Here is an 18,312-nt window from a genome sequence, read left to right on the forward strand (position 1 = left end):
CGCGGCCCGTTTCGATTATATTTTTTACCCGCGGCGGGAATCCTGGCCGCGAACCGCTGCTCAATTCCCTGAAAGCAGCTTGGCGTTCACAACGCCGGGCAAAGTGCGGATCTGATCCACCAGCGCCTCCTCCGAGCAGGTGATCGAACCAACCTTGGCCGAGATTGAAACATGAGCGACCGAATCCACCGGGATGTTCTGGTTGAGGGTGAGGATATTCGCCCCCGAATTATAGAGTTGGGAGATCACTGAGGAGAGCACCCCCGGTTCATCCGCCAGCGACGCGTAGATGGTGACGATGTGGTCGCTGATTTTGCTGTGATAGGGCTGCACGCAGTCCTTGTACTTGTAAAAGGCGCTGCGCGAAATCCCGGCGATGCGGGCGGCCTCGCTGGCGCTCTTCACCTTCCCCTGGGCGAGCAGCTTTTTGGCGTTGATAACCTTTAAAAATACCTCCGGCAATACGGAGGTGTCCACCAGAAGATATTTTGGGTGATCCATGTCTGTACATCCTCCAAGCACATTTGTATCGTAATGATATACAATATATCATTGTTGTGAAAAACGCACAATTCTAAAAATGGACGATATTTTTTATTTCAAACGAAAATTTTCAAATTATTTTAAATTATCTCTTGTTTTCTCCTGTTTTCTTTTGATTCCTTCATACAATTGTTGATTCAAACATTATTTTTGCCCCAAAAGACGTACCTTTGGAGGATATCGCCAGAAATCCCTGCGCGGGACCGAAAGAAATTTTTTGGCTGTTTTTGGAATCTGGACAAATTTCATATCCAGCCGGTTCGCAGACATATTATTAGGAAAGAAACAAACTGGGCGGGGCGGGATGCACATGACCGGAGAAAAGAAGATCAAATTTATCGTCGATGTGGTGTACGTGGTGCTGGTCGCAGCGCTGGCTGTCTTTGCGCTCAAATACCTGGTCTGGTGGCTGCTGCCGCTGGTGTTGGGCTTTTGCATCGCGTTTGCCCTCAAGCCGCTGGTCAACCTGGTCTATCAGATGTCCAGCGCGACCCGCCGGTTTTGCGCGGTGATGGTGCTGCTCTGCGCCTATGCCACCCTCGCCGCCCTGGTATGGCTCGGGGTGGTTCAGCTGGTGGTCGGCCTGAGGCGGCTGATCCTCACCCTGCCCGAGCTCTATGAATCTTCGTTTTTGCCGGCTGCGGGCAGCTTGAGCGACTGGTTTTCCGGACTGTTGGGCCGCTTCTTCCCCCAGCTCAGCGAGGAATTCAGCACCCTTGCGCAGATGATCTCCGAACAGACGACGACCGTGGTCGGGGGACTCTCCGAGCGCCTGATCGGGGGGATGGGCGCGCTGGTGAGCGGTCTGCCTGGACTGATGCTGACGTTTTTGTTCACCATCCTTTCCTCCTTTTTTATCTCGATGGATTACAACAACGTGGTCAGCTTCCTGGCGCGGTTGGTACCCAAACGCCACAGGGGGATGCTGTTCGAGATCAAGGATTTCCTGGTCAAGACGGTGTTTCGCTACGCGCGGGCCTACTTGCTGCTGCTCGCCATCACCTTTGTAGAGGTGTGGGCGGGGCTCGCGTTGCTGCGGGTGAAGGGCAGCGGATGGTGGGCCTTGGGCATTGCGGCGGCCGACCTGCTGCCCGCTGTGGGGACCGGGCTCATCCTGATTCCGTGGGCGGTGCTGGCGTTTATCCAGGACAACCGCTTTTTGGGGATCGGGCTACTGGTGGTCTACGGGATCATCACGGTGGTGCGCAGCATCATCGAGCCCAAAATCGTGGGGGATAACATCGGTCTGCCTCCGTTGGTCACCATCACCTCGATGTTCTTCGGTCTCAAGCTGTTGGGCGCAATCGGTTTGTTTCTCGCACCGCTGCTCGTGCTAATTGTTAAATTCCTGAACGACAGCGGAAAAATTCACCTGTGGGACAACAGCCCGCCCGCTGTTCCGCCGAAATAGAAGAAGCCCGCCGCCCGGAGAAGATCAGTGGTCCTCCGGGCGGCGGGCTGTTTGGCGTGAATATTTTGTCCATCTGCTCCGCCCTGTGTCAAAAGGAGGTCAATTTACATAGGATAAACCGGGAAGAACCAAATATGTTGCAGGAGGAATCATCGATGGAAAATGGGAAACCTACCGTAGAATTTTTCTTGGGTGCGAATACGCCGCAAGGCTTTGTTTCCAGATTTGACCAGTTGGCCGACCCGGAGGATGGATGGCGAAAGTTTGTCATCAAAGGGGGGCCTGGCACTGGAAAGAGCAGCCTGATGAAAAAGCTGGCCGCGGAGCTCTCCGGCCGCTGCGACCGGATGGAGCTGATTCACTGTTCGTCGGATGTCGATTCGCTGGATGCAGTGATTGTACATAACATCAAGGCTTCGATTGCCGATGGTACCCCGCCCCATGCGGGGGGAACAGAAACAAATAATTGAACCGCACCGCCACCCCATAGGCATACCCGGTTTTGTCCGGTTCATAGGCTGTGGCGAGGTGAACTTCCATGAAAAACACCGTCTTTACAATCTCTGAGACCTTCCGCTCTCAGGATGAGCGGGAGCGAAAGCAAAATTTGCAGGATGCGGTTGACCGCTACCTTCGATTTGCGATGGAAAGCGCCGGTCCGGCCGAAGTTCCCGCCGCACCGACAGGGGGTGACACCCCTTGACCTGCGCCATCTATTGCCGGCTGAGCAAGGAGGACGAGGGGAAGGCCAGCGAGAGCGAAAGCATCCAAAACCAGAAGTCGATGCTGATGGACTACGCGACGCGGCAGGGGTGGGTGGTCTACCGCATCTACTGCGACGAGGATTACTCCGGCGTCGACCGGGAGCGCCCCGATTGGAACGCCATGCTGGAGGCGGCCCGCAGCCGCAGGTTCCAGGTGATCCTGTGCAAGACGCAGTCGCGCTTCACGCGCGATATGGAGCTGGTGGAGAGATATATCCACGGCCTGTTTCCACTTTGGGGCATCCGGTTTGTGGCGGTGGTGGACAACATCGACACCGAGCTCAAGGGGAACAAGAAGGCCCGGCAGATCAACGGCCTTATCAACGAATGGTATTTAGAGGACTTGTCGGAAAATATCCGGGCGGTGTTCGCCCAGAAGCGCAGCGCCGGGCAATATATCGGCAGTTTCCCCGTTTACGGGTATCAGAAGGCGCCCGGCGACCACAACCGGCTGATCGTCGACCCACCGGCCGCTGAGGTGGTTCGGACGATCTTTCACCTGTGCCTGCAGGGCCTGGGGAAGCAGCGCATCGCAGAGCGGTTAAACGAATGGGGGCTGCCCAATCCCACGGCATATAAGCGGGAAAAGGGCTGGAACTACCACAATGGGGGAACGGGGAACGGGGAAGGCTTGTGGAGCCGCACCACAGTGGGCCGCATTCTCCGCAACGAGATGTATACCGGCACGATGGTGCAGGGTGTCAAGCGCAGGGTGAGCTACAAGGCAAAAGCCTGTGTCAGCCTGCCACAGGACCAGTGGAGCCGCGTGGCGGGAACTCACGAGGCGATCGTCGAGCGGGAGACCTTCGACACGGTGCAGCGGCTTTTGGCGCAGCGCACCCGGTCGGGCGCCGCGGGGAAGCCCCACCTGCTGGCGGGCAAGGTGCGCTGTGCGGACTGCGGAAGCGGCATGGTTAAGGTCTCCCACCGATACAAGGGGACGCAGCACAGCTATCTGCAATGCCGACTGTATGCCGCATCGCGGCGCGCCCCACAATGTGCGCGCCATTCGGTGCGCTTGGACGACCTGACGGCCGCGGTGGAGGAACGCGTCCGGTTCTATGTGGATGCATGGTACGACGCCGAACGGGGAGGGCTGCGGCAGGAGTTGCTGTCCCGTCGGCCAGGGCTGCAAAAGGAGCGCCTCGCGCTGCAAAGTCAAATTGCCCGGCGGGAGGATGCGCTGCGCTCGCTGTATCTGGACAGGGTAGACGGACTGATCGGGCGGGAACAGTTCGCCGAGATGAACCGGAGGTTTTTGGAGGAGAAGGAACGGCTGGAAACGCGGCTGAACCGTTTGCAGTGGGCGGATAGGGAGGCGGGGTCGCCTGCATCAGACGGCGGAGAAGAGATACAGGCGCTGCTCCGGCTCGACCCAATGCCGCAGCGGCTAGTCGATCTGCTGATCGATTTCGTTGAGATCGGGGAGCGGCAGCCGGACGGCACGCAAAATATTCGCATCTATTGGCGTATCTGAGCGGAAAACAGAGCGAGCGGGCCCTTGTTGGCGGATTTCCTCCAGATTTTTAGCGATTTGGCTGGGAAAAGCGGAAGAATTTTGTTATACTGGTTGAAAACGGGCGGATGTAATTTCCCGGCGATATGTTTGACGGCAAGGAGCGGCTAATTTGAGACAGAATGCGGAGCAAGGTTCTATTTAAAAGAGAGGCGGCCCTGTCTGATCGTTCCAGATGGACCGCCTCTGTTTTTTTATGTAACTGGTTCTCGCCGGGGATAGATCATTGCGACGACTTCAGGATGTTTTTCTCAAACTCAGAATTCCACTGCTCGTAGCGGTCGATCTTTGTATCGAGAAAGCGCAGGGTCTCCTGCATTTCTGCGATCTTTGCCTGCAACAGATCCCGCTGTTCCAGCAGGATCTGTTTGCGTGCATCCCGGGTGACGTCCCCCTGTTGCACCAGATCCACATATTCGATCAATGCCTCCACCTGAATTCCTGCGTTGCGCATACATTTGGCAAACTGTACCCACCGGCAGCTCTCCTCGTCGTAGTCGCGGAATCCGCTTTTGGAGCGCGGGACGGAGGGGATCAGGCCAATCCGCTCGTAATAGCGCAGGGTGTCGGCGGGGATATCATATTGTTTGCTCACTTCTGTGATCGTCATTGCAACAACCTCCCTGAAATTTGGACAAGGATTTTTCTGTCTCCTATTGTAATCCCTGGAGCCCACTCCAAGTCAATCTTTTTTTGAGGCCCCATTAAATTTATGTGGGGACGGCCCTGTTCACAAATCGTTTACTTGACTTGGAGCTCACTTAAAGGTTTATGCTGGCAACAGAGCCTAACAAATGGAATTGGGGGCGGGCCTCCGCACCCTGACGACTGATTGAGGAGGAACACCGATGCAAAACAAATTGATGAAACGTCTATCCCTGGCCGCGCTCTTCCTGGCGCTTGGGCTGCTGCTCCCGTTTTTGACCGGCCAGATCCCGCAGATTGGGAACATGCTTCTGCCGATGCACCTGCCGGTTTTGCTCTGCGGGTTGATCTGTGGCTGGAAGTATGGCGGCGCGGTGGGGTTTGTCCTGCCGATTTTGCGCTTCTTCCTGTTTGGAATGCCGCCGATCTTTCCCACCGGCGTCGCCATGGCCTTCGAGCTGGCGACCTATGGCATTGTGATCGGTCTGCTTTACAGCCGCCTGCCGCAGAGGATCGGCGGTGTTTACCTCTCTTTAGGTGCGGCGATGGTGGCCGGCCGGTTGGTTTGGGGGCTGGTTCGCGTGCTGCTTTCGGGTGTTACAGGCAGCGCGTTCACCTGGGAGCTGTTCATGAGCGGGGCATTTTTCAGCGCCGCGCCCGGCATTATCCTGCAATTGATGCTGATTCCGGCCGTCATGTATTCACTGAAAAGGATGGGAGTTTTGGGCTATGAATCTGCTGCCGCTGTTGGCACGACAACTCGCTGAATATCCGCTTGCCCAGCCCGTCGACCTGCTCAAGCTGCTCTATCAAAACGAGTTCGGATGCGGACACCTGATCGATGACCCGATGAAAAGCCGGAACCGGCTGAAAGAGGAATCGGACAGGCTGCCTGCGAAACAGGACGATGGGCCTTTTATAGAGCGGATCGGCAACGGCCTCTGCCGTATCCACCTGCGGGTGCTACACCGGGAGAGGCTCCGGCTAAATACCCTACACCGCTTTTTTGAGCTTTCCGCTGTCCGTCTGCGGGGCAGCCGGGACGGCTTTCTCGGGAAGGCCGCCGTGTTGGAGCAGCTCTGCCGGGACGGAGCGCTGCCCTTTGACGCGGAGGAGGTGCGCCGCCAGATTGAAGTGTGGAAAACTGGAAAAGGCCGGCCATTCCGGCACAGCGCACAGTTCCGCGCAGCTTACGCCCCCGCCTACCGGGTGGTGGAGCAGCCTTTCTGCGACTATTTACAGCTTTTCTGCCGCATCGACAGCTTGCTGACGGAGAAGGGCAGGGTTCTGGTGGCGATCGATGGAAACTGCGCTTCGGGAAAGACCACCCTCGCCGCGCTGCTGCAACTGGTCTATGGGTGCAACATTCTGCCGATGGATCACTTCTTCCTGCGTCCGGAGCAGCGCACCGCCGAGCGGCTGGCTGAGCCGGGCGGGAATGTGGATCACGAGCGTTTTTACCGGGAGGTTTTGGCGCCGCTCCGCAGCGGTCAGCCGTTTTCCTACCGGCCGTACCGTTGCGACAGCCGCACCCTCGGCGAGCCGGTCCCGGTGGGGCGCCGCCCGATCAACATTGTCGAGGGCTCCTACAGCCTCCACCCGGCGCTTGCGGATGCCTACGATCTCAAGGTCTTTTTATCGGTCGATCCTCAGGAACAGATGCGCCGCATCTTCGCCCGCAACGGGGAGGAGATGGCGCGGCGCTTTGCGTCCGAATGGATTCCGATGGAAGAGAACTATTTTAAAACCTTCTCAATCGCGGAGCGCTGCGATCTGCGCTTTTCCAACGGTTGAGACAAATGAGGGATAGTCATGATGAAAAAAGATAAATTTGCAGCGCTGGCGCTGGCTGTCCTGCTGGCCGGCTGCTCTCCGGCGCAGCCGCCGGCCGCCCAAGGGATAAGCGCGTCCTCCGAGCCGTCTGCGGCTTCTGCAATACAGCTTCCAGTTGAGACGGCCCCCGAACAGCAGCGGGAGGTGTACCAGCCGGAGGAAGGGCTCACGGCGCAGGAGACCATCGCAGCTTACTTCGATCAGCAATACCAGGCCTATACCAGCCTTTCCGACATCGATATCAGCGGCCTGCTGGATCTAAACCAGATGGAGAACCGGAATCTGCTGACCTGGCTGCAAATTCTGAATCAGCGCCGCAGGCTGCTGCGCGAAAACGACCTCTGCTATGTGGAAACCGAGGTGTTCCCCTACACCATCCTCTATGAGGAACAGCCGGAGGACGACCGGATGTCGTTTTGGAGCAGCCGCATGGAGACCGACTACGACGAGGTCTACCATTTCCGCATCTCCGGCGAGGAGGGGAGGGCCTATCCCCCCACCTTCGCTGTCAACGCCCAGCATACCGTATTCCTCAAGCGGGAGGGCGGTATTTGGAAGATTATCCGCCATTATTACCCCGGCTCGGTGCGCAGCCTGCGCTTTGCAGGGGAGCTCACTCTGCCCTCTGAGGAGGAGATGCTCGCGGAGCTCAAGCTGGAATTTTCCTCCGCACAGGCGGCACAGGCCGTTGCGACCCCGCCGGGGGCCGCGCCCTACAACGCGGAAGCGGCGGTGGACTACGCCAACCGCTACATGGCGAAGTCCAATTCTGAGTTTTATCACATCGGCGATTGGCAGGGGAACTGCCAGAATTTTGTCTCCCAGGCGCTCAGCCATGGCTTCGGCGATGAGATGACCGGCGAGTGGTTCGGCGGCAGCGGGGGAGGTTCCGCCGCGTGGGAGAGCGTCAACTCCTTTTGGCGGTTCGCTGTGGAAAACGGCGGCATGGGCGGACAGGTCGTTCCCTCTATCGCTTCGGCGCAGGCGGGCGATGTGATGCAGACCCGCACCAAGGGGGCGGGTGACGAGGATGAATACAATCACATCCTGATCGTGACGGACGGCGAGCGCCTATTGCTGGCACAGAATTCGCCGGCGTGTCTGGTGTATTACTCCGATTTGGTGAATGTACAAACCCGCATCTTTCGGCCGTGCTATCTGTTTGCCTGACGCTGGCGCAGCCGCCAGAAACGGTTGTTATATTGCGCACGCCTCGCCCATGTGATCGAACCCCAATATCCCGGCGCATATGAGACGGTGGTCAATTTGACCAACTGCTGGGACGAGGATGCCATGCAGGCGGTGCGCGAGGGCGTGATGGATGCCGCCAAACGGAACTCCCGCTGCCACGAACGCTGCTGCCGTTTTTTAGCAGCCGCAGGTTCACTGCTCAACGACAGCGCCCGCCTCGCTGCGGACTATGTGGACGCGGGAAAGATCGCGCGCTATGCGGCCCGCGTGGCCCACAAGGAATTCCGCGGCAAAGGGATGGAACGTGGCCGGGAGACGATCCGCTTTTTGAGCGCGGTCACCGCGCAGGGGGTCACCACATTTGCGCATACGCCTGAAGCGCTGTGCAACCGCTTATATATCGTGGAAGACGAATATGGCGCTGCGTCGCGCCTGCTGATGAACGCGCTTCGGTCCCACGCGCTATCCGCCGGGCTGGATATCATTTCATGTTACTGCATCTCTTCTCCGTTTGATAAACTGGAGCATATCCTGATCCCCGAGCTGGGCGTTGGCTTCCTGACCGCGAACCGCTACCATCCCTTTGAGATCGACAGCTACCGCTGCGTCCATGCGCGCCGCTTTATGGATATGGATGGGCTGCGCACCAAAAAACAGCGCCTTTCGTTCAACCGCAAGGCGATCGCGGAGCTGCTGGGGGAGGCGAGCCGCCTGCTGGCGGAGGCCAAGGAGATCCATGACGAGCTGGAGCGCTTCTATACGGCAAATATGAATTTTAATCAGGTCGATGCTGTCTGCAAAAAGACGATAGAGAAGTTTTTGAGCCTGTGCGATCACGACTAAAAGGGGCAAAGAGAAAAGGCCATGTGGACGAATCCGATTCCACATGGCCTTTTTGCATCAATCCTCTCCCTCGGGGCACTGGACAAAGGTGAATTTGGACGGGCTGGAAAGGCGCGGCAGGAACCGATACCCACCCCAGCAAAACTGCTTGAGCGCTTCCGGGTCGTCGATGCGGTTTTTTACCAGGTAACGCGCCATCTGCCCCCGCGCGGTTTTGGCGGCGGTGGGCAGCATCCGCAGCCGGTCCCGTTTGGGCACAAGAAAATCGCAGGTGATCATCCGGTCGCCCTCCCGCAGGTGGGGGAGAAAAGCGCGGGAATATTCCCCCGAAGCCAGATTGATGACCGTCTCGCCTGGGGCAAACAGGTCCCGACAGAGCCGGTCCCCCCAGAAGCTGTACAGGCTTTCGCCGTCCACGCGCAGCTTGCATTGCAGCTCCAGCCGGTAGGGAAGGATTCCGTCGCTGGGGCGCAGCAGGCCATAAAATGCGCTGACGATGCGCAGATGGCGGTCGGCAAATGCGAAGTCATCCGGGGTGAAGTCCAGCGCGGCGATGTTCTGGTATTGCAATCCACGGTAGGCGAGCAGCGCGGGCGAGCCGGGCAGATCGGGGTCGAACGCCTGATAAGCGGCGAATGCGCTGAACGCCAGCTGGGGATTGATGTTCATCAGTGTCTCGAGCTGCCAGGGGGTGTATTCCTTCAGGATTTGATGCAGCCGCGCGGTCTGCGCGCGGTATTGCGGCCGGGACGGATATACCCCATCCGCCTGGGCCTGCACCATATTTTTGGCCGGGGAAATGATCGCAATCATAGGGTCTCCTCGTTTTTTCCCCTATGATAACACGCCGCTTTGCCACATGCAACCGGATGAAAACGGAAATGGTTTGCAATCGCGGAAAAACTCTTCTATAATGGCAGTAATGGCGGTGACGGAATCTGCCGAAATATGCGGCTTATATCAAATAGAAGGGGCGAAACGATGATGATTAATCATAAATCAACGAGGCGCAGCCTGCGCACCGGTTGGATTGCAGCCGGGGCGGCGCTGGCTGTGGGCCTGATTGCAGCGGCGGTGCTGTGCCTGGCTCTGCGGCCGGACGAGGCCGCGCCGTCCGAGGTGATCCCGGCGGAATCCTCCGCGGTGGTAATGCCCTCTTCTTTGTCGAGTCAGGAGCCCGAGCCGGGGTCCCAATCGGAACCAGAGAGTCTCCCTGAGCCGTCCTCCTCACAGTCCCTCTCATCGGAGGAGCTGGCGGCCGAACCGGAGGAGAGCGGCGCGTCCTCCGCGGAGGAGGAACCGTCCGGCGAACAGCCCGCTCCGCTCTCTGGCGACGCACTGGTGCCGGAGGGCGAGGAGATGGATAACTCCTACTTCGACGATGCGGTGTTTGTCGGGGATTCGATCACCAGCGGTATTGCGCTGTACGGTGTGATGGCCAACACCAAGGTGCTGGCGGCGCAAAATATCAACCTGGCCTCGGTGTACACCTCGCCCGCCATCCGCCTGAAGGACGGCAGTAAGGTGGCGATCATGGACGCAATCGCCGGCGGGGATTACCGGAAGATTTACGTGATGCTGGGCGGCAACGAGATTCGGGACGAGTCGGAGGAGGCGTTCTTAACCCGGTATAGTAAATTGATTGACGACTTGCGCGACCTGTATCCCGACGCGATTTTGTACATCCAATCCATTTTGCCGGTGACCAAAAACAACAGGTACCGCATGGATAACGCGCGCATCGACCGGTTCAACGAGGCTTTGCTCGACCTCTGCTCCGAAAAAGGGATCCACTACCTGAATGTGGCCGAATGCTTTAAGGACGAAAAGGGGATGCTGCCCGATTCCGCTTCTCCTACCGACGGCATGCACTTTGGAACGGCCTACTATGAAAAATGGTTTGCCTATCTGCGCAAACACGCCCTGCCAGTCGAGGCGGAGTAGCACAGAGGTGTGCATAGTGCTGCGAAAAGAAGGAAAACTGGGTTAGTCGGCGGATCGTTACAGCCGACTAAACCAGAAGATGGAGGCTTTGCCATGAAGCGGGAGTTTACAGCGCAGATCAAAAAGGTGCCGGATGTGGACGGCGCCTATGTGGAAATTCCCTTTGACGTAAAAGCGGTGTACGGCAAGGGTCGGGTCAAGGTGCACGCCACCTTTGACGGGGAACCGTACGACGGCAGTTTGGTGCGGATGGGCACCCCCTGCCACATCATCGGTATCCGCAAGGAGATTCGGGCCAAGATCGGCAAGCAGCCGGGCGACTGGGTGGCTGTGACGGTGGAAGAACGGGACTAGCGCGGCGGGCACATCATCGGTCGCGCTTTGACAGCACAGGAGGGAGTAAGATGGCGAAACAGTCGAACCAAAAGCTCAAACTTTTGTATCTGTGGAGAATTTTAATGGAGCGCACCGACGAAGAGCATCCGATGACCACGGCCGAGTTGATTTCGGCACTGGAAGGGTACGGCGTCCCGGCAGAGCGCAAGAGCATCTATGCCGACCTGGAGGCGCTCGAATTGTTCGGCTTGGACATCGTCCGGAACCGCCGTCGGGGCTGTTACGTGGGGGAACGGCCCTTTCAGCTCGCGGAGCTCAAGCTGCTCGTCGATGCGGTGCAGTCTTCCAGATTTATCACCCACCGTAAATCGGAGGAGCTCATCAAAAAAGTGGAGGGGCTGGCGAGCGTCCACCAGGCGCGCACACTTCAGCGGCAGGTGTACGTGGCGAATCGGATCAAGACGATGAACGAGAGCATCTACTACAATGTAGACAAGGTCCATTCCGCCATCTCTGCGGGGAAAAAGATCACCTTCCATTACTTCGAGTGGACCTGCGAGGGCAAAAAGCGCCTGCGGCACGATGGAAAGCTCTACCGCATCAGCCCGTGGGCGCTCACCTGGGACGACGAGAATTACTATATGATCGGGTTTGACAGCAAGCGGAACAGCATTCGCCACTACCGTGTGGACAAGATGCAGGACATCTCGGTCACCAAAGAAAACCGGGACGGGCAGGAGCATTTTGAGTGCTTCGATATGGCTGTTTACTCCAAAAAGATGTTCGGCATGTTCAATGGGCGCGAGGAAACCGTGCGCTTGCGCTTTGCCAACCGGCTGGCTGGCGTGGTGATCGACCGGTTCGGGCGGGATATCCCCATGACCCGCAGCGGCCCAGAGCATTTTGTCATCAACCTGCAGGTGGCGGTCAGCCCACAATTTCTTTCTTGGCTGTTCGCCTTCGGCGCAGACGTCACGGTGCTGTCGCCGGACAGTGTGATCGATCAGCTGCGGCAGCAGGCGCAGGCCGTGCTGGGGCAGTACCAGCAGGGCGCGCCGGTCGGATGATATAGTCCTTCTTATGGGACACTTTCTGCGGTATAGTAGAGATACCAAAACGAAAGGAAGTGTCGGTCATGAAGGAGTTCAGAATCAAGTGGGTAAAGGGGCATGTGGAAGTGTTCGATGCGGCGGGACGTTTTCTGTTCTCCGCCGACACCGAGCAGGAGGCTCTGGACGACCTGGAGGAATTGAGCGCGGCGTGACCGCGCAGAGGGGGTGCGGGATGCGGCTGCAATTTCAAAACCGCTGTTTCAACGAAATGGGGCGCACCGCGTCCCATCTCTACATCCGGCCGCACCCGCTGCTGCAACCATACGTCGCCCATTACACCATCACCATGGCGGGAGGAGAGGCGCGAACCGATACCCTCGCCTTGGTGCCGGACGCCAGCGGATGCCTGATTTTTGGTCCGACCTCAAACGGCTTGCAGGGAACCGTCTACGGAGCTACAACCCGGACGGTGGTGGTCAACAACGACCTGGATGTGAACCCGCTGCGCCTGTTTGTGGAGTTCCTGCCCGGCGGGCTGGGGCGGTTTCTCTGCGCCGGCCCGGCCGAGCTCACCGATCTGCGGCCGGCCCTCTCCGACGTGGACCGCGGGCTGGAGCGGGCAGTGGCGGAGGCCTATGAGCGGGCGGAGGATCTCGACGCCTGGGTGTGTCTTGTAGAACAGCTCCTGCTCAGGCGGCTGCCGCCGGACGGCCTTCCAGCGCCCCTCTGTGCGGCGATGGCGCACGGCCGCGGCGCGGGCGGGCAGCTCACAGTGGCTCACCTGGCGGCTCTCGCGGGATACAGCGAGCGGCAGGTCAACCGGATGTTCCGGGATCATGTCGGGGTGAGTGCAAAGACCTTTCTGCGTCTGGTGCGCATCAACGGCGCAATCCAGCGGATGCAGCGGCGCGAAGTCGCCCTGACTACGCTTGCGCAGGAGTCGGGCTTTTACGATCAGTCGCACTTTATCCGCGAATTTAAGGCGGTGTGCGGGGTAACCCCGCGGCAATACCTCGAAGGGATGTCCGGTTTTTACAATGAAGCGCTCAAATTCTGAGGTATGATGGGGGAAACCAAAGAGAAAGGGGCGATTGAAATGAAATTAGAAGGATTTTTGTTGTCGGTGACGGATATGGCCCGTTCGCGGCAGTTTTATGAGACGGTTCTGGGGCGCAAAGTGATTCAGGATTTCGGCGCCAACCTCACGTTTGAGGGCGGGCCGGTGCTTCAGGCGAGGTTTACTCAAATGCTGGGGCTCGACCCGGCCACAGAAGTGAAGCGTTCCCACAATGCGGAGCTTTACTTTGAGGAGGAAAAGATCGACGAATTTGTCAAAAGCCTGGAGCAGATGGGCGGCATTCAGTATGTGCATCCGTTGCTGGAGCAGCCGTGGGGCCAGCGGGTGGTGCGGTTTTATGACCCGGACGGCCACATCATCGAGGTGGGGGAGCCGATGGACTGTGTGGTAGGCCGTCTGCTGCGCGAAGGGATGCCCGCCGAACAGGTCGCTGAGCGCACCATGTTCCCGCTTGAGTTTGTCCGCATGGTGGAAGAGCAAAGTAAACGGTAAAGCGAGGTGCAGACAGCTGTGAAGACCGATCTCAAGATCATCCCCGGCGTGGGCAAATCGATAGAGCAGGACCTGATTGCGATCGGTTATCCATCGGTGGCGTCGCTGCGCGGGGCCGACCCCGAGGATATGTACAATCGGGAGTGCATCCGCAAGGGATGCGCAGTCGACCGCTGTGTGCTCTATGTCTTTCGCTGCGCGGTCTATTTCGCTGAGACAGAATAGCCCGATCCGGAAAAGCTCCGCTGGTGGTATTGGAAAAACCACGAGTACCACAGCGTTTTTTCAAAATAGTGGCGTAAACTTTGAAACGGCAGGACATTTCGCCTGCCGTTTCATTTTTGCTATACTTTTACATAGTAAAAATGGCCATATGCCCTCTCTGACGGCACGGCCGTCAGAGTAAAGTGCGTGGGTTGGGGACGGCTCACATGCACAAAAAACTCCATGCACGCAACTTTTGATAAATTTCGTGGTGCGCACTGGTGCATGAAACTTTGTGTTCAAAAGATTCCTATGTTCAACCGCTGCAAAATTCGATATAATAGAGTCGATGGAGGGATGCAAAATGGAGAGAATACGGGTCGGCATCATCGGCAACGGATGGCGCACCGGCTTTTATTTGCGGGTGATCGACGCGCTGCCGGATATCTTTGAGCTGACGGGGATGCTCTTTCGCAACAGCGAAAAGGCTAGCCGCTTCGCGCAGGAGCGGCCTGGCAAGGCTTTCACCGATCTGGACAAGTTTCTGGCGCAAAATCCGGACTATGTGATCCTGTGCGTGCGCGGCGCGGCGCTCGCCTACAGCGAGCTGCTCTACCCGCGCGGGGTGCCTGTGCTCACCGAGACCCCCGCCGCCAACGGCCTGGAGGAGCTCACCCGCCTGTGGGAACTAAAGCAGCGGTACGACGCGCGGGTTCAGGTGTTCGAGCACTGCCACCTGTTCCCCTACCAGGCGGCGGTTCGCGAGGTGGTGCGCAGCGGGCTGCTGGGCGAGGTGCACAGCTTGCGCATCTCCATGCTGCACGATTACCACGCGGTCAGCAACATCCGGCTGTTGCTCGGCGTGCAGGACGAGCCCTGCGCGGTGGATGCGCGCCTTTACCATTTCCCGGTCACAGCGACCTGCGGCCGCAGCGGCATGGACGCCTCCGGCGCGGTCAACGACAAGGGCAACCGCAAGGTCGCCACTTTCCGGTTCGAGGGCGGCAAGACCGCGTTTTATGATTTTTGCAACGATCAATACTTCAACTATATCCACACCCGCCACATGCAGGTGTGGGGCAGCCGGGGCGAAATCTGCGACAATACCGTAAATTTTTTAAACGAGGAGAATCTTCCCGTCACCCTGTCCCTGCACCGTGTGGATCTGGGGCGCGACGGTAACCTGGAGGGCTACTGTCACCGGGGTATCCTGCTGGGGGAGCGGTTCGTCTACCAAAACCCCTTTGCGGAAAAGATGGCGCGGCTGAATGACGACGAGATCGCCACGGCGCAGCGGATGTTGGAGATGGGGCGCTACGTGCGCGGCGGTGCGGAGTGCTACCCGCTGTGCGAGTCGCTTCAGGATGCCTATCTGGCGCTGCTGATGGATCAGGCGATCGCCACCGGCCGGGAGCAGGCGGCACAGCCGCAGGCGTGGCACAGCGCGCTGCACAAGCGATAAAGCGATACTTTGTAACATTAGAACTTGCCGCTGCGACGGCGGCTGTTCTACAATGGGAATAACCAGAATTGCAACATTCAATTGGAACGGAGGCGCGGAGCGATGGCCTTGACCAGAGAAATCTATGAGCGATACGTCAATATTTTGCGGGAGGAATTGATCCCGGCCCTGGGGTGCACCGAACCGATTGCGATCGCCTATGCGGCGGCAAAAGCGCGCGAGGTGCTCGGCGGCATGCCCGAACGGATCGTGGCCGAATGCAGCGGCAACATCGTCAAAAATGTCAAGGGCGTGGTGGTGCCGACCACCAAGGACCTGCGCGGCATCGAGGCGGCCGCGATTATCGGCGTGGTGGGCGGCGACGCGAGCAGGCAGCTGGAGGTGCTCAGCAACGTCACACAGGAGCACCTCGACCGCGCCAAGGCGATGATCGACGCCGGGGTGTGCGAGGAGAAGCTACTCGAAACCAGGGCCAAGCTGCACATCGTCGTCCGCGTGTACCGGGGCGGTGACAGCGCGATGGTGGAGATCATCCACACCCACACCGGCATCGTGCACATCGAGAAAAACGGGGAGGTGATCCTCGATATCCCCCATTCTGAGAGCGAAGAAGAGGAGGCCGCCACCAGCCGCGACTGCCTGAACATCGCGGACATCGTGGAATTCGCCAATACCGTGGACGTGGACGACGTGCGCGACGTATTGGCCAAGCAGGTGGCGTACAACACAGCCATCTCCGACGAGGGGCTGCACCGCATCTACGGGGCGAACATCGGCATCACCCTGCTGAGCGTGTACGGGGACGATGTGAAGACCCGCGCCAAGGCGGCGGCTGCCGCCGGGTCGGATGCGCGCATGAGCGGGTGTGAGATGCCGGTGGTCATCAATTCGGGCAGCGGCAACCAGGGCATGACCGTATCTCTGCCGGTCATCGAATACGCCAAGGAGCTGTGCGTCACCACCGACCGGCTTTACCGGGCGCTGTGCGTCAGCAACCTGGTGGCGATTCATCAGAAGGCCAAAATCGGCCGACTCTCGGCCTACTGCGGCGCGGTGAGCGCGGCGGCGGGCGCGGGCGCGGGCGTCACTTATCTCTACGGCGGCGGGGTGGAGGAGATCTCCGAGACGATCACCAGCACCCTGGCCAACGTATCGGGCATCGTGTGCGACGGCGCGAAGCCGAGCTGCGCGGCCAAAATCGCCTCCAGCGTGGACGCGGCGCTGCTCGCCTGCTACATGACCATGCAGAAGCGCCGTTTCCGCCCCGGCGAGGGGATTGTGAAGGCGGGGGTGGAGGACACCATCGACAGCGTGTCCCGCCTCGCCAAGGACGGGATGCAGGTGACCGACGAGGAAATTCTCAAGATTATGATCGACCGGTGAGCCATCGGAAGAGAGAAAAGGGCGGATTCCCGAAGCAAACGGGGATCCGCCCTTTGTGCGTCTTAAAATCCGGTCAGCGCGCCCAGCCGAGGCTGCGGCCGACCGCCTTATGCCAGCCGCTCAGCAGCGCCTCACGGCGCTCCGCGTCCATATCCGGAGAGAAGGTGACGTCGCAGCTCCACAGCCGCTTGATTTCGTCAGGCCCGCTCCACACGCCCGTGGCCAGCCCGGCCAGATAGGCCGCTCCCAGCGCTGTGGTCTCGCGGATCATCGGCCGGCGGACGCGCTTGCCCAGGATATCCGCCTGGAACTGCATCAAGAAACTGTCGCGGCTGGCCCCGCCATCCACGTTGAGCTCGGTGAGAGTCACACCGGTGTCTTTTTCCATCGCAGCCACCAGGTCGAAGCTCTGGTAGGCGATCGACTCCTGCGCAGCGCGGATGATATGCTCCCGCCGGGTGCCGCGCGTGAGCCCCACCAGGCAGCCGCGCGCGTACATATCCCAGTAGGGCGCGCCCAGCCCGGTGAAGGCGGGAACCAGATAGACCCCGCCGGTGTCCTCCACCTTGCGGGCGTAGTATTCCGCGTCGCGGCTTTCGGTGATAAACCGAAGCTCGTCGCGCAGCCACTGGATGACCGCGCCGCCCACAAACACGCTGCCCTCCAGCGCATACTGCACCTTGCCGTTCAGCCCGATGGCGATGGTGGTGAGCAGGCCGTTTTCGCTGCGGCAGGGGGTATCCCCGGTGTTCATCAACAGGAAACAGCCGGTGCCATAGGTGTTTTTGGCCTCGCCCTTTGCAAAGCAGGTCTGGCCAAACAGGGCGGCCTGTTGGTCGCCTGCGATGCCCGCGATCGGCACCGGCACCCCCTGGATGGTGGTGGTGCCGTACACTTCGCTGCTGTTATGTACCTCGGGCAGCATCTGACGGGGGATGTCCAGCGCCGCGAGCAGCCGGTCGTCCCAGTCGAGGGTGTGGATGTTGTAGATCATGGTGCGCGAGGCGTTGGTGTAATCGGTCACATGAACCTTTCCTCCGGTCAGCTTCCAGATCAGCCAGGTATCCACCGTGCCAAACAGGATTTCGCCGCGCCGGGCGCGTTCCCGCGCGCCCTCCACGTGGTCGAGAATCCACCTGATTTTGGTGCCGGAGAAGTAGGCGTCGGGAATCAGCCCCGTGGCCTCACGGATGGCATCGCCGAACCCATCCGCCACCAGTTGGTCCACCAACGGTGCGGTGCGGCGGCATTGCCAGACAATCGCGTTATAAATCGGCCGTCCGGTGGCCTTATCCCACAGGATGGTGGTCTCGCGCTGGTTGGTGATGCCGATGGCGGCGATCTCCTCCACGCGGATGCCGCTTTGGGCGATCACCTCCATCATCACCGCGTACTGGGAAGAAAAAATCTCCATGGGGTCGTGCTCCACCCACCCCTCGCATGGGTAATACTGCGTGAATTCCTTCTGCGCGATGCCCACGATGTTCTGTTCGCGGTCGAACAGAATTGCGCGGGAGCTGGTGGTTCCCTGATCCAGCGCCAAGACATAGGTTCCCATCGGTTAACGCTCCTCTCTCAAAATGAACGGGTGATTACACGTTTTATTATAGAGCAA

Annotated in this window: 21 protein-coding genes; 17 read left to right on the plus strand and 4 right to left on the minus strand. The window is 59.1% G+C overall.

The genetic code is table 11. The annotated features are described in order from the left end of the window. Positions 1–60 precede the first annotated feature (60 nt). Positions 61–501 carry an ACT domain-containing protein gene (locus H8711_RS07370; protein WP_249282829.1) on the minus strand — a complete coding sequence of 147 codons (441 nt, stop codon included), beginning with the start codon at positions 499–501 and terminating at the stop codon, positions 61–63. Between the two features lie 352 nt (positions 502–853). On the opposite strand from H8711_RS07370, the gene ytvI reads away from it, so the two are divergent. The 4 genes from ytvI (at position 854) to H8711_RS07390 (ending at position 4,195) form a co-directional block, all read left to right on the plus strand. Continuing rightward, positions 854–1,954, plus strand: a complete 1,101-nt coding sequence (ytvI, locus tag H8711_RS07375; RefSeq protein WP_249282830.1) for a sporulation integral membrane protein YtvI — start codon at positions 854–856, stop codon at positions 1,952–1,954. Between the two features lie 155 nt (positions 1,955–2,109). Continuing rightward, on the plus strand, positions 2,110–2,424 hold the full coding sequence (locus H8711_RS07380; RefSeq protein ID WP_249282831.1) for a hypothetical protein: 315 nt from the start codon (positions 2,110–2,112) through the stop codon (positions 2,422–2,424). Between the two features lie 68 nt (positions 2,425–2,492). After that, the gene (locus tag H8711_RS07385; RefSeq protein WP_249282832.1) at positions 2,493–2,657 is read left to right on the plus strand and encodes a hypothetical protein; all 165 of its coding nucleotides are present in this window, start codon (positions 2,493–2,495) and stop codon (positions 2,655–2,657) included. Next, positions 2,654–4,195, plus strand: a complete 1,542-nt coding sequence (locus tag H8711_RS07390; protein WP_249282833.1) for a recombinase family protein — start codon at positions 2,654–2,656, stop codon at positions 4,193–4,195. The genes H8711_RS07385 and H8711_RS07390 overlap by 4 nt, the downstream gene beginning before the upstream one ends. A 262-nt stretch (positions 4,196–4,457) precedes the next feature. On the opposite strand, the gene H8711_RS07395 is transcribed toward H8711_RS07390, so the two are convergent. Beyond that, positions 4,458–4,844, minus strand: a complete 387-nt coding sequence (locus tag H8711_RS07395) for a MerR family transcriptional regulator (RefSeq protein ID WP_249282834.1) — start codon at positions 4,842–4,844, stop codon at positions 4,458–4,460. Positions 4,845–5,082: 238 nt separating this feature from the next. Between H8711_RS07395 and H8711_RS07400 the strand changes: the two genes are divergently transcribed. Genes H8711_RS07400 through H8711_RS07415 form a run of 4 tightly spaced genes read left to right on the plus strand, consistent with a single transcriptional unit; the run spans position 5,083 to position 8,746 of the window. After that, entirely contained in the window at positions 5,083–5,646 is a 564-nt protein-coding gene (locus H8711_RS07400) for an ECF transporter S component (protein WP_249282835.1), read from the plus strand. Next, a complete protein-coding gene (locus H8711_RS07405; protein WP_249282836.1) occupies positions 5,609–6,673 on the plus strand; it encodes a uridine kinase family protein in 1,065 nt (354 codons plus the stop codon). Before H8711_RS07400 ends, H8711_RS07405 begins: the two co-directional genes overlap by 38 nt. Positions 6,674–6,691: 18 nt before the next feature. Then, complete coding sequence (locus H8711_RS07410) at positions 6,692–7,882, plus strand: amidase domain-containing protein (protein ID WP_249282837.1); 1,191 nt, start codon at positions 6,692–6,694, stop codon at positions 7,880–7,882. Positions 7,883–7,906: 24 nt separating this feature from the next. Further along, the gene (locus H8711_RS07415) at positions 7,907–8,746 is read left to right on the plus strand and encodes a hypothetical protein (RefSeq protein WP_249282838.1); all 840 of its coding nucleotides are present in this window, start codon (positions 7,907–7,909) and stop codon (positions 8,744–8,746) included. 57 nt (positions 8,747–8,803) lie between these two features. On the opposite strand, the gene yaaA is transcribed toward H8711_RS07415, so the two are convergent. Next, positions 8,804–9,559 (minus strand): peroxide stress protein YaaA, encoded by a 756-nt coding sequence (yaaA, locus tag H8711_RS07420; RefSeq protein WP_249282839.1) that lies wholly within the window; start codon positions 9,557–9,559, stop codon positions 8,804–8,806. Between the two features lie 168 nt (positions 9,560–9,727). Here yaaA and H8711_RS07425 point away from each other — a divergent pair, with 168 nt between their 5' ends. The 9 genes from H8711_RS07425 to H8711_RS07460 all read left to right on the plus strand — a co-directional run bounded on the left by H8711_RS07425 (position 9,728) and on the right by H8711_RS07460 (position 16,697). Further along, positions 9,728–10,690 (plus strand): GDSL-type esterase/lipase family protein, encoded by a 963-nt coding sequence (locus tag H8711_RS07425; protein WP_249282840.1) that lies wholly within the window; start codon positions 9,728–9,730, stop codon positions 10,688–10,690. A 93-nt stretch (positions 10,691–10,783) separates the two neighbouring features. Next, complete coding sequence (locus H8711_RS07430; RefSeq protein ID WP_249282841.1) at positions 10,784–11,044, plus strand: DUF1905 domain-containing protein; 261 nt, start codon at positions 10,784–10,786, stop codon at positions 11,042–11,044. Between the two features lie 50 nt (positions 11,045–11,094). Next, the gene (locus H8711_RS07435) at positions 11,095–12,093 is read left to right on the plus strand and encodes a helix-turn-helix transcriptional regulator (protein ID WP_249282842.1); all 999 of its coding nucleotides are present in this window, start codon (positions 11,095–11,097) and stop codon (positions 12,091–12,093) included. A 68-nt stretch (positions 12,094–12,161) separates the two neighbouring features. Continuing rightward, complete coding sequence (locus tag H8711_RS14025; RefSeq protein WP_283245885.1) at positions 12,162–12,290, plus strand: hypothetical protein; 129 nt, start codon at positions 12,162–12,164, stop codon at positions 12,288–12,290. A 20-nt stretch (positions 12,291–12,310) separates the two neighbouring features. Next, positions 12,311–13,135 (plus strand): helix-turn-helix domain-containing protein, encoded by an 825-nt coding sequence (locus tag H8711_RS07440; RefSeq protein ID WP_249282843.1) that lies wholly within the window; start codon positions 12,311–12,313, stop codon positions 13,133–13,135. Positions 13,136–13,174: 39 nt separating this feature from the next. Next, a complete protein-coding gene (locus tag H8711_RS07445; RefSeq protein ID WP_249282844.1) occupies positions 13,175–13,648 on the plus strand; it encodes a VOC family protein in 474 nt (157 codons plus the stop codon). A gap of 18 nt (positions 13,649–13,666) precedes the next feature. Then, positions 13,667–13,873 carry a helix-hairpin-helix domain-containing protein gene (locus H8711_RS07450; protein ID WP_249282845.1) on the plus strand — a complete coding sequence of 69 codons (207 nt, stop codon included), beginning with the start codon at positions 13,667–13,669 and terminating at the stop codon, positions 13,871–13,873. A gap of 343 nt (positions 13,874–14,216) precedes the next feature. Next, the gene (locus tag H8711_RS07455) at positions 14,217–15,314 is read left to right on the plus strand and encodes a Gfo/Idh/MocA family protein (protein WP_249282846.1); all 1,098 of its coding nucleotides are present in this window, start codon (positions 14,217–14,219) and stop codon (positions 15,312–15,314) included. Positions 15,315–15,416: 102 nt separating this feature from the next. Further along, on the plus strand, positions 15,417–16,697 hold the full coding sequence (locus H8711_RS07460; RefSeq protein ID WP_249282847.1) for an L-cysteine desulfidase family protein: 1,281 nt from the start codon (positions 15,417–15,419) through the stop codon (positions 16,695–16,697). A gap of 73 nt (positions 16,698–16,770) precedes the next feature. Here H8711_RS07460 and glpK read toward each other — a convergent pair whose 3' ends face one another. Continuing rightward, positions 16,771–18,255 carry a glycerol kinase GlpK gene (gene glpK / locus H8711_RS07465; protein ID WP_249282848.1) on the minus strand — a complete coding sequence of 495 codons (1,485 nt, stop codon included), beginning with the start codon at positions 18,253–18,255 and terminating at the stop codon, positions 16,771–16,773. Positions 18,256–18,312 lie beyond the last annotated feature (57 nt).

Source organism: Ligaoa zhengdingensis (genome assembly GCF_014384885.1).
GTDB classification, from domain to species: domain Bacteria; phylum Bacillota; class Clostridia; order Oscillospirales; family Ruminococcaceae; genus Ligaoa; species Ligaoa zhengdingensis.